Genomic DNA, 13,053 nt, shown 5'->3' with positions numbered 1-13,053 from the left:
AAGCTATTATGTATCAAAAAAATATTGCTTTACAAGGTACAAGTAATGTTTTAGAAGTATTTATTGAATATACTAGATCAGGATTAATTGATTCAGTTCCAGGTTCAATTTTACCTGCTACACAAGCTAACAGACCAAGACGTTTATTATACCCTACTTCAGAATACACTGGTAACTCTGCAAATGTTCCTGCTCAAGGTAATGTTTTCACTACTGGTACTTTCTGGTACGCATATTAATTAATTTAAAAAAAATATAAATTATGAAAAAGATTTTATCATTATTTGCTATTTCAACGGTGCTTTTTTCTTGCACTAATGATGATATTAGAGTTGAACATCAGCTTGACTCAGGAAGTAAAATTGTTGGTTTTTCAAAATCATTTGAAACTGTATCTTATTTTTCTGACGAAGGTCAAATTCAACTAGGATTTCCTGTTACTTTAATTGGTAGTGGAAATGGACAAACTTTAAGTGCTCCAATTGAAGTACAATATGAAGTTGATTTAGTTAACAGTACGGCTACTGAAGGTGTGGAGTTTAACTTCGCAAATACATCTGGAAAAATTACTATTCCAGCTGGAGGAACATTCGCAGAATTTCCACTTTTAATTAACACTGGGCAATTAAACCCAACAAGTAAAACTGAATTGTTTGTAAATTTAACTTCTGCTAGTAACTCTACGGTTGTTGGTACACAATATCAGTCTTTAAAAGTAATTTTTGTAGGTTGTCAATCTCTAGTTGCAGGTGATTATACTGTTTCTGTTAAAAGAGCCGATTTAGCTTCTCCTTCAGTGTTTACTGGTGAGACAGTAACTGCAACATCAGTTAATAATTTCGTTACTCGTACATCAGGAAATTATGCTTTTGGTGTTTTACAAGGTACTAATCAAGGGTATGATTTTGTTGATATTTGTGGAGAGATTACTATTCCAGAACAAAATTTAGCACATATCTATTCTAATATATTAAGACCAAATAGTGTTAATAATGGTTTAGATGGAACCGTTACTGATATTAACAATTTCGTAACTAATTATGAAATTGGTTTTACGGGTAATACAGTATGGAGAAACTTTACAGGTACTTATACAAGAATTTAATTTAAACTTAAAACATGAAAAAACATTTTATAAATAAAGCTTTTTTTGCTTCAATTATGGTTTCGTTATTATTCGTTTCTTGTAATGAGATAGAGAATGATACTACTGGCGCACGTTCAGTAAAACCTGTAGTTACTGCAAATCAAACTAATTTTACAGTTGAAGAAGGTACTTCGGCAACTGTAACATTAACAACCGACACACCTCTTAATCTTGACATGACTTTCAAATTAGAGTTGGTTGGAGGAACAGGAACTTTTGGTGATTATATGTGTTCTGGAACAGAAACTGGAGAAGGTGATGGTTTTGGTGCAATTGGTCACATTGTAACTTTACCAGCTTACGCATCTTCTGGAACGTTTGATATTACACCAATATTTGACTTATTACCTGAAGGAACTGAAACTTTGCAATTCAGATTGTATTCTGATTCTTATTCTAGAGGTGCTGTTGCTGATGGTTCAGACATGATTAATATCACTGTAACTAACAAAACTTCTACGGATTTTGTTGCTACAGTAGATTGGGCTCAAAATTATTATGATTCATTTGGAACCCTTCAAGAAGGAGTTTATGTTGATAACACTGTTAGTGCTGCAACTCATTCTTTTTGTGATTTAGATTTTGACTTAGAAATTTATGATGAATTCTTAACAAGTGTTGTGGCAGATAGTTATTCTAGCTGTCCAGAGTCTATAACTTTAGATTCAACAACTCCTGATGGTACTTATGTTATTGTTCCAAGTTTGTGGACAACAACAGGAAATTCAGTGCCTTTGAGTGATTTCTTTTTTAAAGTTAAAGTTACTATGGCTAAGCCTGGTGTATGGATTAAGGAAATTAATGTTGATAATAACTGGAAGTTTTCTGAAGGTGGTGCTCAACAAAGTAATCCTAATGCATATTACCCAATAGCTACATTAGTAAAAACAGGTACTACTTATGTTTTAAAAGACTATACTACTGGTGATGTTTTAGCATCTGGAAAACTTGCTAACTTCAAGTTAAAATCAAAAAAAAATAAAATTTAATTATAATTTAATTATAAATTTTTAAAGACTGCTTTTTTAAGCAGTCTTTTTTTGTTTTAAATTATTACATTTGCTCTTATTTATGCAAATGAAAAATATATTTTTACTATTCTTTTTTTTAATTAGTGTATTTTCTTTTTCACAAGAAGATTCTATTGATGGTCTTGAAGCGTTGCCTAAAAAGGAAAAGCCACCTATTGACCTATATAAAATATATACATTAGAAAAAGATACCACTTTTCTAGACACGACATTAAGTATACAAAAAGAATACAAATTCAATATGTTAAGAAAAGATCTATTCGGATTGCTTGCTTTTGCTAATGAAGGCCAAACATATACTACTTTAAATTTTGGTTTAAATAACAATACAACTTTTCCTGATTTTGGTTTTAAAGCAAAACATTTTAATTATTTAGAAGTTGAAGATATTAAGTATTATTCTGTTCCAACACCTTTAACGGACTTGTATTTTAAAACCGTTATGGAACAAGGTCAATCTCTTGATGCGTTCTTAACAATAAATACAAAACCAAATTTAAACTTTTCAATTGCTTATAAAGGAATTAGATCTTTGGGGAAATATATAAATAATTTGTCCAGTTCTGGTAATTTTAGATTTACTTCAAGTTACTTTACAAAAGATAAACGGTATATTTTAAATGCGCATTTTACGGGTCAAGATATTTTAAACCAAGAAAATGGTGGTATAACAACTACTACTGATTTTGAAAGTAGCGAAGCACCTTATAATGAAAGAGCCCAGTTAGATGTTTATTTTAGGGATGCCAAAAATCTATTAAAAGGCAATAGGTTTTTAGTAGATCAATCCTTTAAGTTGTCTAAAAACAATCCAAACAGTTTGGTTTTTAGTCATCAGTTTAATCAAGAATATAAATTTTTTGAATTTAATCAAAAAACGGTAAGTAGTAGATTTGGTACTTCATTCTCAAATTCAATTTATAATAAAACAAGGTATAACCATTTATACAACAAAATAGGTATTGCCTACAAAACAAAGGATTTTGGAAATATTGAGTTTTTTGTTGATGATAATAAATATAATTACTATTATAATAGTGTTGTTTATGACACTTCTGGAACTATTGCAGTTCCCAATGCTATAAATGACAGAATTAATACTGTTGGAGGAACTTATACCTATTTTGCCAAAAATTTAGTTGCTAAATTGTTAGTGTCAAACGCAATTACAGATCAATCTATTTCAAATGTAGAAGCAAATGCAACTTATTTAGTAAATGACGATTATAATTTTTCTTTCGAATACCAGAAACTAAATAGTCTTCCGGCTTTAAATTATACTTTATATCAAAGTAATTATGTAGACTATAATTGGTATAATAATTTCAAAAATGAAAAATTAAATCAATTTAAAATTGCAGCTAATACCAAATGGATTGATTTATCTTTCAATTATAAAATCATAAACGATCACTTGTATTTTGAAAATGAAACGAATGACATTACACTATTAAAAGTCAAGCCAAAACAATTTGAAAACACTATAAATTATATTTCATTTCAAGTCAAAAAGGAAATTAAGTTTTGGAAATTTGCACTAGATAATACTATTTTATACCAAAATGTAGATCAATCTAGTAATGTGATAAATGTTCCGCAAATAGTAACAAGAAATACTTTTTATTTTACGGATAAAGTTTTCAAAAAAGCTATGCAAATTCAAACTGGAATTACCCTAAATTATTTTACCGAATATTATGCAAATGATTACAATCCTTTGTTAGCAGAATTTTATGTGCAAAACCAAACTAAAATAGGTGGTTTTCCTACATTAGATTTCTTTATCAATGCAAAAGTTCGTCAAACAAGAATATTTTTAAAAGCAGAGCACTTTAATTCTTCATTTACTGGATACAACTTTTATTCTGCACCCAATTATCCTTATCGCGATTTTATCGTGAGATTTGGTTTGGTTTGGAATTTCTTTCAATAATTTTAGATTTACCAACCAAGGTTTATTGTAATTATTCGTAATTCACTGTTTTTCGTTTTATTATAAACATAATGTGTTTATTGAATTCAAGTTAAAACAGGTTTTACGAAACAATTTAGATTGGAACTCATGTTTATATTGTTTTTTTAGTAAGTATTCTTAAATAGGGTTATAACAACAAATTGTAAAGTTATTTTGCTATGCTGTATCAAAGCCATATCTTTGCAACCAGAAAAAATTTAAACAAGTACGATTCAATATGAATTACGCAGAAAATATACTAGGGACAATTGGTAATACGCCAATGGTTAAAATTAATAAACTTACAGCTGAACTGCCTTGTTTAGTATTGGCTAAATACGAAACATTCAATCCGGGAAATTCAGTAAAAGACCGAATGGCTCTTCAAATGATTGAAGATGCTGAAGCAGACGGAAGATTAAAGCCTGGTGGAACAATTATAGAAGGAACTTCGGGTAATACCGGAATGGGATTAGCACTTGCAGCCATCATTAAAGGATACAAATGTATTTTTGTAATGGCAGACAAACAATCCAAAGAAAAAGTAGATATACTAAAAGCTGTTGGAGCAGAAGTAGTGGTTTGTCCAACCAATGTTGAGCCGACAGATCCAAGATCTTATTATTCGGTTTCAAAACGATTAGGAGATGAAACTCCAAATTCTTGGTATGTAAATCAATATGATAACCCAAGTAACGCAAAAGCACATTACAAAAGTACGGGCCCAGAAATTTGGGAACAAACGGACGGAAAAGTTACTCATTTTATAGTTGGAGTTGGAACAGGTGGTACAATTTCTGGTGTTGGAAAATACTTAAAAGAACAAAATCCAAATGTAAAGATCTGGGGAATTGACACGTATGGATCAGTGTTTAAAAAATACCATGAAACCGGAATTTTTGACGAAAACGAAATCTATCCCTACGTAACAGAAGGAATTGGAGAAGACATACTGCCTTTAAATGTTGATTTTTCAATCATAGATGGTTTTACAAAAGTAACAGACAAAGATGCTGCAGTTTATACGCAAAGACTTTCTAAAGAAGAAGGAATGTTTTTAGGAAATTCTGCTGGTGCAGCTATCAAAGGTGTTTTGCAACTAAAAGAACATTTTAAACCTGAAGATGTAGTAGTTGTTTTGTTTCACGATCACGGAAGTCGCTATGTTGGGAAAATGTACAATGATGAATGGATGAAAAAAATGGGTTATATAGACTAATTTTTTTTAAATAAATACATAGAAATCCTAATTGATATTTTTTCAATTAGGATTTTTTATATCTTAGTATTTCAATTTAAAAAGATGAAAGAAGATTTTCTACACTACATTTGGCAAAATAAAAAGTTTGATTTTTCAAACCTTAAAACTACCCAAGGAGAAAGTCTGACACTTGTTAATGTTGGTAGTTGTTTACAGCAAGAAGGGCCTGATTTTTTTAATGCGCAATTAATAATAGGCAATCAAAAGTGGGCAGGAAATGTAGAGATACATTTAAAATCTTCAGATTGGTATTTGCACAACCACGAAAAGGACGTAAATTATGATAGTGTTATTCTACATGTTGTTTGGGAACATGATACCGATATTTACAGAAAAAATAATTCAACAATTCCTGTTTTAGAATTAAAGAAGCTGGTTTCTCAAGAAGAAATATCTAAGTACAACACATTATTAACTCCGAAATCTTGGATATTTTGCGAAAAAGATATTGCTTCAATTAGTGAGGTAGTGTTTACAAGTTGGCAAGAACGATTGTTTTTTGAACGATTAGAAAATAAGTCAATTCCTTTCGAAATGTTATTAAAACAAAATCATTCAGATTGGGAAGCTACGCTCTTTTGTATGCTGGCTAAAAATTTTGGACTAAATATTAATGGTCAGTCTTTTCTTGATATAGCTAAGTCAATTTCGTTTTCGATCATAAAAAAAGAATCTTTTGAAGTTGAAAACCTAGAAGCACTATTTTTCGGAATAGGACAAATGTTAAACGATGATAAACAAGATACTTATTTAATTGATTTACAACAGCGTTGGCAGTTCTTAAAACATAAACATCAAATAGAAGTTTCACATATAACGCCAGTTCAGTTTTTTAAATTAAGACCAGATAATTTTCCAACTATTCGATTAGCACAATTGGCAATGCTTTATCATTCAAAACAAACTTTATTTGTTGAGTTGATTTTAGCTAAAACAAAAGAAGAAATTTATGCGATTTTTAACAATGCAACATCAGATTATTGGATAAACCATTACAATTTTGATTCACAAAGTATAAATAAGGTAAAAAAAATCAGCCATTCATTTATAGATTTAATCATCATCAATACACTAATTCCATTAAAATTTTTATATGCAAGGGCAAATGGAAAAGATACTATTGAAGAATTGATTGATTTAATTCAAATGGTAAAGTCCGAAAAAAACAGTACTGTAGAAAAGTTTGCTTTTTTTAAAATTAAGTCGAAAAATGCCTTTGAATCGCAAGCATTATTGCAATTGAAAAATGAATATTGTAACAATAAAAAATGTTTACAATGTGAAATTGGGCTAACATTATTAAAAAAATAATTTATCTTTGAACTAAGAAAAAAAATAATGATTAGAAATATATTACATTTTTTTGAAAAAAATGGCTTTTTTGTAGCTTCGCGTTTAGCAGATAGTCTAGGCATGAAAGCCACTAGTGTTCGTTTGTTTTTTATCTATATATCATTTATCACAGCAGGTTTGTGGTTTGGTGTTTATTTAACTTTTGCTTTTTGGTTAAAACTAAAAGATATGATTTATACCAAAAGATCTTCTGTGTTTGATTTGTAAAATTCAATAATTTCTTTGTTTTTTCATTGGTTTTATTATCTTTGAAAAACTAATAACTAACCAAAAATATTTTATGTCTACAAAAGCAGATTCTTGGGGCTCGCGAGTCGGCCTTATATTAGCAATGGCTGGAAATGCAGTTGGTCTTGGAAATTTCTTAAGATTTCCGGTTCAAGCAGTTCAAAATGGAGGAGGAGCCTTTATAATCCCATACTTAGTTTGTTTCCTTGTAATGGGAATTCCTTTGCTTTTTATTGAATGGTCTACAGGAAGATACGGTGGAAGTAAAGGTAATCACAGTACACCTTACATTCTTAATACAATGGGTAAAGGTAGAGTTTGGAAATACATTGGTGTTTTCGGAATTTTTACAAATATTGCAGTAGCAGCTTATTATTGTTATATTGAATCATGGACCATGTCTTATGTATATCACTCAATAGTAGGTACTTTTAATGGAATGAGTCAAGCTGATGTAGCTGGATTCTTTAATTCATATGTAGATGTTGCGCAATCAACAACTGGTATTCCGTATGAAGCTGTTATTTTTTATATATTCTGTTTGTTGTTAAATACTTTTATTCTTTCTAAAGGTTTAGGAGGAATTGAAAAAGTAGCAAAAATAGGAATGCCTTTATTAATCATGTTTGGAGTTGTTTTAGCTGTTCGTGGATTAACACTAGGAACAACAGGAGCTTCAGATATTTTTCCAGATGCTAATGCTTGGGATGGATTAAATTTCTTATGGACACCCCAATTTGACTCCTTGACGAATCCAAAAGTTTGGCTGGCAGCAGCAGGACAAATTTTCTTCACATTATCTGTGGGAATGGGAACTATTCAATGTTATGCTTCGTATATTAGAGAAAAAGACGATATCGCTCTTAATGCAGTTTCGGCTGGTTTTATGAATGAATTTGTTGAAGTAGTGTTAGGAAGTTTAATTGTAATTCCAATTGCAGCAGGTTATTTAGGATTGGATTGGGTACTTCAAAACGCAGGTTTTGGTATGGCTTTTCAAACAATGCCTTACTTATTCCAACAATGGGGTGATGTTCTTTCCATATTTGCAGGGGTTTTCTGGTTTGGACTATTGTTCTTCGCTGGGATTACTTCTTCATTAGCTATGGGTACACCTTGGATGGGATTCATGCAAGATGAGTTCAATTGGAGTAAAATTAAAGGAGCTTGGTCTTTTGGAGGTTTAGCTTTGTTAATGGGGTTGCCAACTGTTATCTTCTATAAACAAGGTTTATTTGATCAATACGATTATTGGGCAGGAACTGTAAGTTTAGTAGTTTTCGCATTCCTTGAGACTATTTTATTCTCTTATATTTTTGGAATTAAAAAAGGATGGGCAGAAATTAACAGAGGAGCAGATATTAAAATACCAGGTATCTATAAATACATAATTTTAATTGTAACACCTTTATTGTTAGGATCTGTGCTTGTAACAAGTATTCCAGATTGGATTGACAAAGTAAATGATGCTGATACTAATAATAAAGAATGGTTTACAGATTCATATTATGCAGAAAATTTTGATGAAACAGGAACTAAAAAAGGGATAGTTGAAGAAGTAAATCCAAATTACATTAAGGTTTCATTCGAAAATGAGAAAAAAGTTTTTGATAAAGAAACTGAAAAGGTAAAGATTGTAAATTTTCAAGATGTTAAAGAGTATAAGTTTAACGCTTCTAAAAATCAAATTACAACGGTTAAACTAGGAGATGAAATATCTCCAAACGATAAAATTGCTACAGGTGATTTTACAAACAATACATTTCATAAATTTTTAGGAAGAATGTTGCTTTTATCATTGTTCTTATTTATTTCAATAGTTGTGTATTTAGCATATAAAAAACGAATTAAAGAAGGGAGAGAATAATTATGAACACAACAGCAATAATAACAATGGTTTGTGCACAAGGAATAGTAGTATGTTTTGCAGCTTACTTTTTCTATAAAGTTTTAACTATTCCACCAAAACAAGAACCAGATTCATTTTCAGAAAATGATGATGAATTGGTAAGACAAAAACCTAAAGACTAAATTTTAGGAAGAATGAAAAATATAAAATCCTACTTCATGTTTTCAAGAGAACACAGAAGTGGGGTTTTTTTGTTGTTACTGATCGTAATTTTGTTTCAAACTGGTTGGTATTTCTATGATTTTTCACCAAAAACACCAAATCCATCTGATAGTGAGATTCAATGGTTGGCTATGCAAAGTGAAATAGATAGTCTAAAACAAGTAAATAGTAATAAGAAATATGAAATTAAACCTTTTAATCCAAATTTTATTACTGATTATAAAGGTTCAGTTTTAGGAATGTCAGTTGAGGAGATTGATAGGCTTCACAAATTTAGGGCACAAGATAACTATGTGAATTCTATTAAAGAATTCCAACAAGTGACAAAAGTCTCAAAGGAATTGTTAAACAAAATTTCGCCTCATTTTAAATTTCCTGATTGGGTTGCGAATAAAAGTAATTCAAAGTTTACAGGGTATTCAAATCCCAACTTTAAAAAGTTTCCCGAAAAGAAAGCTATTGTTGCTAAAGATATAAACGCAGCAAGTAAAGAAGAAATAATGGAAGTGTATGGTATTGGTGAAAAAATTTCAGAAATCATTCTTCAAGAAAAGGAAAAGTTTGGGGCATTTGCATCTTTGGAACAATTGCAATATGTTTGGGGTGTTTCTCCAGAAGCTTATGAAGATATTCAAAAAAGATTTTTCGTCGGACAAAACCCAGCGATTAAGAAAATTGATATTAATAACCAGTCACTAAAAGAATTATCTAAATTCCCTTATTTTGACTATAATCTAGCAAGGCAAATTGTTATTTATCGTAGTGCAAATGACGAAATAAAGAATATTGAGGATTTAACAAAAATTAAGGGAATGCCTAACGAAAAAATAAAAATAATAGCCTTATATTTGGAATTCTAAAATATAAAGACGCTAATTTAATAAAATAATAACAATATATGAATTCATTATACTTCACGGAAGAGCATGAAATGTTTAGATCTAGTCTTCGAGATTTTTTAAAAAAAGAAGTTGTTCCTCATGTTGATAAATGGGAAAAAACGGGAACAATAGAACGTTTTATCTGGAAAAAATTTGGAGAAATGGGCTTTTTCGGAATAAACTATCCTGAGGCTTATGGTGGAATGAATTTAGATTTATTTTACACCGTTATCTTTTTAGAAGAACTTCAAAAAATTAATTCTGGTGGTTTTGCTGCTGCCATGTGGGCGCATGCTTATTTAGCAATGACACACTTAAATGCAGAAGGTGATGAGAGAATTAAACAAGACTATTTAGCCCCAAGTATTTTAGGGGATAAAATAGGCGCGTTATGTGTAACTGAACCATTTGGTGGAAGTGATGTAGCAGCTATGCGAACAACTGCTGTTATTAAAGGAGATAAATATGTTTTAAATGGTTCTAAAACATTTATTACGAACGGTGTTTACGCAGATTACTATGTAGTTGCCGCCAAAACAAGTCCAGATTTAGGAAACAAAGGAATAAGTATGTTTTTAGTTGACACAAAAACTACTGGAGTATCTGCAACAAAATTAGATAAATTAGGTTGGAGAGCTTCAGATACAGCAGAAATTGCTTTTGACAATGTAGAAATTCCTTTAGAAAACTTAATGGGTGAAGAAGGAAAAGGTTTTCCGTATATCATGCAGCATTTTGCTTTCGAACGTTTGATTATGGCTGTTAACGCGCATTCAAGAGCAGAATTCGCAATCGAATATGCTATTGATTACATGTCGCAACGTGAAGCATTTGGTAAAACTATTAATAAATTTCAAGCCTTACGCCATACTATTGTAGAACATGCTACAGATGTTGAACATTGTAAAGTATTTAATTATGCAGCAGTAGCTCGATTAGATAAAAAAGAATATGTAGTAAAAGAAGCAACTATGGCAAAGTTAAAATCAACCAAAGTCGCTGATGAAACAATTTACAGTTGCCTTCAAATGTTAGGAGGTTACGGTTATATGGAAGAATATCCATTAGCACGTATGTCAAGAGATAGTCGTTTAGGACCAATTGGTGGAGGAACTTCAGAAATTCTGAAAGAAATTCTATCAAAAATGATCATTGATAATAAAGACTATAAGCCAGCAGTAAAGTAGGTTTTAAGAAAAGTATAGACATAAATCCAAGATATGAGAAATTGTATCTTGGTTTTTTTATTAGAAGCTAATCCAGCTATCTACTATTTCTTTTTGTCTCATTTTAAGAACGAGACAAAAAGGATGCCATTTCAAACAACGTTCACTGAATGCCTATTAAAAAACAATAACCATTGAAGTAATCTCGGCTGAGAGCATGTTTTTAATTCAAATATTATTTATTAAAATAATTCGTAATTCATAACTCACAAGTCATAATTAATAGTTACATTTGCACGCTTAACGAGAGGAGGTGTCAAAATTATGTTAATTATACCAATTAAAGACGGAGAAAATATAGATAGAGCTTTAAAGCGCTACAAGAGAAAATTTGATAAAACTGGAACAGTTCGTCAATTAAGATCGCGTCAAGCGTTTCACAAACCATCTGTAGTAAATAGAGCAAAAATTCAAAAAGCTGCTTATATTCAGAACATGAAAGACGCATTAGAAAATTAAATTTTTTAATGTCAAGATACTAACCGTTAGTTTATAAAGTGTAACTTTGTAACTAACGGTTTTTTTATGGTTAATACTTTGCAAGCCTATCAAGATTATCTTCAAAAAGAGAAAAACTATTCTTCTCTAACTTTACGTGCGTATTTAGATGATATTAAATCATTTCAAAATTATTTAGAAGAAAATCACGAAAAACTTCCTTTAGAGCAAATTAATTATTCGCAAGTAAGAAGTTGGATTGTTATTTTGGTAGAAAACGGAATTGCAAATAAATCCATAAATAGAAAAATTTCCTCTTTAAAGTCATACTATAAATTTCTTTTAAAGATTAAGCAAATTGAGTTTAGTCCGCTTTCAAAACACAAATCATTAAAAGTTCCTAAAAAAGTTCAAATTCCTTTTTCAGAAAAAGAATTAAGTAGTGTTTTAGAAATGGGCTTTATTGAAGATGATTTTGAGTCCATTCGAAATAAACTAATAGTCGAATTGTTTTACACTACCGGAATTCGTCGTGCAGAACTGATTAATTTAAGAACTAACAATCTTGACAAATACAATAAAACATTAAAAGTTCTTGGAAAAAGAAATAAAGAAAGGATTATACCACTATTAGATTGTACAATTGATTTAATTAATCAGTATAATTTGCAAAAAAATAAGCTAGAAACTATCCAAAATACAGATGTGTTAATTTTGTCTAAAAAAGGAAAAATTCTTTCTGAAACATTTGTGTATCGAATGATTAATTCCTACTTTAGTACAGTATCTGAAAAGGTAAAAAAAAGTCCCCATGTTCTTAGGCATACATTTGCAACTCATTTATTAAACAATGGTGCTGATTTAAATTCTGTTAAAGAATTATTAGGTCATGCTAGCTTGTCTTCTACACAAATTTATACCCATAGCAGCTTGTCGGAATTGCAGCGAGTTTATAAAGAGGCGCATCCTAGGAACAAATAATATTGTAAAACCTTAATAAATTTGAATTATGAAAGTAAATGTTCAAGCGGTGAATTTTAATGTTGACAGAAAACTTGTTGACTTTACACAGGAAAAGTTAGATAAATTAGAAAAATTCTACGATAAAATTGTTTCATCAGAAGTTTTTTTAAAAGTTGAGAATACAAGTGATAAAGAAAATAAAATTGCAGAAGTACGAATTAACGTGCCTGGAGATGATTTAATGGTTAAAAAAACAGCCAAAACTTTTGAAGAAGCGGTTGATTTATGTACAAATTCATTAGAGCGAGTTTTGGTAAAAAGAAAAGAAAAATTAAGAGCTCACGTATAAAGTAAAAATATTTGCAAAAAACATTTTGATTAAACAAATAATTCCATACATTTGCAGTCCGTTAGAAATAGCGGACTTTTTTTATTAAATAAGCCGGTGTAGCTCAGCTGGCTAGAGCAGCTGATTTGTAATCAGCAGGTCGTGGGTTCGA

Annotated in this window: 13 protein-coding genes and 1 pseudogene; all 14 read left to right on the top strand. The window is 30.3% G+C overall.

The annotated features are described in order from the left end of the window. Positions 1 to 239 (top strand): annotated as a pseudogene (locus AACZ53_RS10075) (SusD/RagB family nutrient-binding outer membrane lipoprotein); the annotation flags it as partial. Between the two features lie 23 nt (positions 240 to 262). Then, complete coding sequence (locus AACZ53_RS10070; RefSeq protein WP_339837850.1) at positions 263 to 1,105, top strand: hypothetical protein; 843 nt, start codon at positions 263 to 265, stop codon at positions 1,103 to 1,105. A 14-nt stretch (positions 1,106 to 1,119) separates the two neighbouring features. Continuing rightward, positions 1,120 to 2,136, top strand: a complete 1,017-nt coding sequence (locus AACZ53_RS10065) for a hypothetical protein (protein ID WP_339837847.1) — start codon at positions 1,120 to 1,122, stop codon at positions 2,134 to 2,136. Between the two features lie 88 nt (positions 2,137 to 2,224). Further along, positions 2,225 to 4,111, top strand: coding sequence for a putative porin (locus AACZ53_RS10060; RefSeq protein WP_339837844.1), 1,887 nt, complete (start codon positions 2,225 to 2,227; stop codon positions 4,109 to 4,111). A gap of 259 nt (positions 4,112 to 4,370) precedes the next feature. Next, positions 4,371 to 5,351: a pyridoxal-phosphate dependent enzyme gene (locus AACZ53_RS10055; RefSeq protein ID WP_339837841.1), complete on the top strand. Its 981-nt coding sequence runs from the start codon at positions 4,371 to 4,373 to the stop codon at positions 5,349 to 5,351. A gap of 84 nt (positions 5,352 to 5,435) precedes the next feature. After that, positions 5,436 to 6,704 carry a DUF2851 family protein gene (locus tag AACZ53_RS10050; RefSeq protein WP_339837839.1) on the top strand — a complete coding sequence of 423 codons (1,269 nt, stop codon included), beginning with the start codon at positions 5,436 to 5,438 and terminating at the stop codon, positions 6,702 to 6,704. A 27-nt stretch (positions 6,705 to 6,731) separates the two neighbouring features. Next, on the top strand, positions 6,732 to 6,953 hold the full coding sequence (locus tag AACZ53_RS10045; protein WP_339837836.1) for a PspC domain-containing protein: 222 nt from the start codon (positions 6,732 to 6,734) through the stop codon (positions 6,951 to 6,953). 73 nt (positions 6,954 to 7,026) lie between these two features. Continuing rightward, entirely contained in the window at positions 7,027 to 8,841 is a 1,815-nt protein-coding gene (locus AACZ53_RS10040) for a sodium:calcium symporter (protein WP_339837833.1), read from the top strand. A gap of 2 nt (positions 8,842 to 8,843) precedes the next feature. Next, positions 8,844 to 9,005 carry a hypothetical protein gene (locus tag AACZ53_RS10035; protein WP_339837830.1) on the top strand — a complete coding sequence of 54 codons (162 nt, stop codon included), beginning with the start codon at positions 8,844 to 8,846 and terminating at the stop codon, positions 9,003 to 9,005. Between the two features lie 12 nt (positions 9,006 to 9,017). Next, entirely contained in the window at positions 9,018 to 9,905 is an 888-nt protein-coding gene (locus AACZ53_RS10030) for a helix-hairpin-helix domain-containing protein (RefSeq protein WP_339837827.1), read from the top strand. A 38-nt stretch (positions 9,906 to 9,943) separates the two neighbouring features. Beyond that, entirely contained in the window at positions 9,944 to 11,113 is a 1,170-nt protein-coding gene (locus AACZ53_RS10025) for an acyl-CoA dehydrogenase family protein (RefSeq protein ID WP_339837824.1), read from the top strand. A 303-nt stretch (positions 11,114 to 11,416) separates the two neighbouring features. Beyond that, entirely contained in the window at positions 11,417 to 11,611 is a 195-nt protein-coding gene (rpsU, locus tag AACZ53_RS10020; RefSeq protein WP_026718432.1) for a 30S ribosomal protein S21, read from the top strand. Positions 11,612 to 11,677: 66 nt separating this feature from the next. Further along, positions 11,678 to 12,571, top strand: coding sequence for a tyrosine-type recombinase/integrase (locus tag AACZ53_RS10015; RefSeq protein ID WP_339837819.1), 894 nt, complete (start codon positions 11,678 to 11,680; stop codon positions 12,569 to 12,571). Positions 12,572 to 12,599: 28 nt separating this feature from the next. Next, a complete protein-coding gene (raiA, locus tag AACZ53_RS10010) occupies positions 12,600 to 12,902 on the top strand; it encodes a ribosome-associated translation inhibitor RaiA (RefSeq protein ID WP_339837817.1) in 303 nt (100 codons plus the stop codon). Positions 12,903 to 13,053 lie beyond the last annotated feature (151 nt).

The organism is uncultured Flavobacterium sp., from assembly GCF_963975005.1.
Classification (GTDB): Bacteria; Bacteroidota; Bacteroidia; order Flavobacteriales; family Flavobacteriaceae; genus Flavobacterium.
This window is presented reverse-complemented; position numbering and strand designations above follow the sequence as displayed.

Bases quoted from the DNA above. Each gene is read 5' to 3' on its own strand.
- AACZ53_RS10060 (WP_339837844.1), top strand. From the start codon at position 2,225: ATGAAAAATATATTTTTACTATTCTTTTTTTTAATTAGTGTATTTTCT.
- AACZ53_RS10065 (WP_339837847.1), top strand. From the start codon at position 1,120: ATGAAAAAACATTTTATAAATAAAGCTTTTTTTGCTTCAATTATGGTT.
- AACZ53_RS10015 (WP_339837819.1), top strand. From the start codon at position 11,678: ATGGTTAATACTTTGCAAGCCTATCAAGATTATCTTCAAAAAGAGAAA.
- AACZ53_RS10070 (WP_339837850.1), top strand. From the start codon at position 263: ATGAAAAAGATTTTATCATTATTTGCTATTTCAACGGTGCTTTTTTCT.
- AACZ53_RS10050 (WP_339837839.1), top strand. From the start codon at position 5,436: ATGAAAGAAGATTTTCTACACTACATTTGGCAAAATAAAAAGTTTGAT.
- AACZ53_RS10035 (WP_339837830.1), top strand. From the start codon at position 8,844: ATGAACACAACAGCAATAATAACAATGGTTTGTGCACAAGGAATAGTA.
- AACZ53_RS10030 (WP_339837827.1), top strand. From the start codon at position 9,018: ATGAAAAATATAAAATCCTACTTCATGTTTTCAAGAGAACACAGAAGT.
- raiA (WP_339837817.1), top strand. From the start codon at position 12,600: ATGAAAGTAAATGTTCAAGCGGTGAATTTTAATGTTGACAGAAAACTT.
- rpsU (WP_026718432.1), top strand. From the start codon at position 11,417: ATGTTAATTATACCAATTAAAGACGGAGAAAATATAGATAGAGCTTTA.
- AACZ53_RS10055 (WP_339837841.1), top strand. From the start codon at position 4,371: ATGAATTACGCAGAAAATATACTAGGGACAATTGGTAATACGCCAATG.
- AACZ53_RS10040 (WP_339837833.1), top strand. From the start codon at position 7,027: ATGTCTACAAAAGCAGATTCTTGGGGCTCGCGAGTCGGCCTTATATTA.
- AACZ53_RS10025 (WP_339837824.1), top strand. From the start codon at position 9,944: ATGAATTCATTATACTTCACGGAAGAGCATGAAATGTTTAGATCTAGT.
- AACZ53_RS10045 (WP_339837836.1), top strand. From the start codon at position 6,732: ATGATTAGAAATATATTACATTTTTTTGAAAAAAATGGCTTTTTTGTA.